This is a genomic window from Nodularia sp. LEGE 04288 (assembly GCF_963896525.1).
Lineage (GTDB): Bacteria > Cyanobacteriota > Cyanobacteriia > Cyanobacteriales > Nostocaceae > Nodularia.
On the sequence record NZ_CAWQOY010000074.1, the window covers coordinates 1 to 2,227 of the forward strand.

The 2,227-nt window shown below is 45.0% G+C and carries 1 protein-coding gene; it reads left to right on the plus strand.

All coding sequences use genetic code 11. The features are described 5' to 3' along the window. Positions 1–559: 559 nt before the first annotated feature. The gene (locus tag AACX33_RS05320) at positions 560–2,140 is read left to right on the plus strand and encodes a group II intron reverse transcriptase/maturase (protein WP_194003902.1); all 1,581 of its coding nucleotides are present in this window, start codon (positions 560–562) and stop codon (positions 2,138–2,140) included. The last annotated feature ends 87 nt before the right edge of the window (positions 2,141–2,227 follow it).

The window sequence follows — 2,227 nt, forward strand, 5'->3', positions numbered from 1 at the left end:
GTGCGATTCGTTGCTTAGTGAATCTCGGTATCCAGCCCGTACATAACTAAGCCAGCCCGACAGCAGATTACTGTCACTAAAGGCTGAACTCTCGGTCAGATGCAGGTGTAAATCCTGCCATTCAGACTCAGAATTGACTCCTTACCTGCCCACACCGAACAAGCTCGTTTCTTGTAGAGTGAAGCTGGGAACAGGGCACAATCAGACGACTATTGCGAGTTGACACTGGTGCTAACAGGGAGTTCCCATGATGAAACAGAGCCTAGAAAAGCAGCTTATTGCAAGGCAAGGGCGCAATATAAAAACCCTGACCTCACTGGAGCTAATTCCCGCCGCATATACCAAGAATAGCGGTAAGAGTCTAGGGAATCCAGTAGCTGAAGTGGCTACATCTAACGGAACAATCAATCTCTCCGAGGGAACGAATAAAAACGATTTGTGAGTCCTGGGGCTTTCGTTCCCCAAGTAGGCTAGACGAGAAGCGGAACTCTTACAAGTCGGGTAGGACAGACCGTAATTGGTCTGAGGTGTTCAGAATACGCAAACTCTAGAAGAGAAAATGATTAGACACAGTAGACATACTAGTGAATCTTGGAGAGCTTTACCGTGGAAGAAATTCCGCCGTAACCTTTTCCGCCTTCAAAAGCGCGTGTACAAAGCGGTTCAAGTTGGAGACAAGCGGAAAGCTAGGTTACTTCAAAAGCTTATTCTTAAATCAACCTCGGCTCGATTTCTTGCAATAAGACAAGTATCTCAGCTAAATGCTGGTAAAAAGACGGCTGGTATTGATGGGAAGAAATCCCTCTCATTTGAAGAACGCTTCAACCTTGAAGAACTACTGAAAATGAATAGTGGAAATTGGAAGCATCAAGGACTACGGGAAATCCCTATCCCCAAGAAGGACGGGACTACCAGAATGCTTAAAATACCGACCATCGCTGATAGGGCTTGGCAATGCCTAGCAAAATACGCACTCGAACCAGCACACGAAGCCACTTTCCACGCCAGAAGTTACGGGTTCAGAACTGGGCGTTCCGCCCATGATGCACAAAAGTACATCTACTTAAACCTTAACTCCAAGGTCAATGGAATAGAAAAACGAGTAATCGAACTCGATATTGAAAAGTGCTTCGACAGGATTAACCACTCAGCAATAATGGATGAACTCATATCCCCCAAAGGCTTAAAAATCGGTATTTTCCGATGCCTCAAGGCAGGGGTAAATCCAGAATTTCCTGAACAAGGAACCCCACAAGGGGGAGTGGTCAGCCCATTACTAGCAAATATAGCACTCAACGGGATTGAGAGTATACACAGATACCACTACAACTACAAACTAGGTAGTAAGGTACACGACAAGACCCCAAATAAGTCAATCATAGAACCATCAATCCGATATGCGGATGACATGGTTATTATACTCCGACCCGAAGATGATGCGACAGAGATACTTGAAAGAATCAGCGAGTTCCTCCGCAAACGCGGAATGAAAGTAAGCCAAAAGAAAACCAAAGTTACCGCCGCGACAGATGGGTTTGATTTCCTCGGCTGGAACTTCAAAGTCCAGAAAAACGGAAAGTTTAGAAGTATTCCTTCAATGGACAACTTCAAAGCTTTTCGCAAGAAAGTAAAACACATCGTCAACAACTCGAATTATGGTGCTACCACAAAGGCTAAGAAATTAGCCCCGGTAGTTAGAGGTTGGAGAAATTACCATAAGTTTTGCAAGATGGACGGCTCCAGGAATTCCCTGTACCACATCGAAACAAGAGCTTACAAGGTATTCAACAAGGAAACCAAACAAAACCGTCACTCTAGCAAGAAATTACTAGACAAGGCATTTCCAGCAGTTTCCTACTCCGAAAACAAACACATTTCTGTCAAAGGAACAAAATCCCCCTATGACGGAGATACAGCCTACTGGAGCGAACGTAACAGCAAGCTCTACAACGGCGAAACCCCTATTGCTCTCAAGAAGCAAAACCATAAATGTGCTTCCTGCGGTCTGAAATTTATCGATGAAGAACGGATTCATCTGCATCACATCGACGGAAATCACGCCAACTGGAAGAAAAATAATCTTGAAGCAATTCACGAGAGTTGCCACGATTACAAGCACATGAGCAAAAGCGCAAGCTAAGAACATCGGGAGCCGTGTGCAGTGAAAGTTGCACGCACGGATCTAAATGAGAGGTGCGGGAGATAATACTCCCCATCGACTCAAACC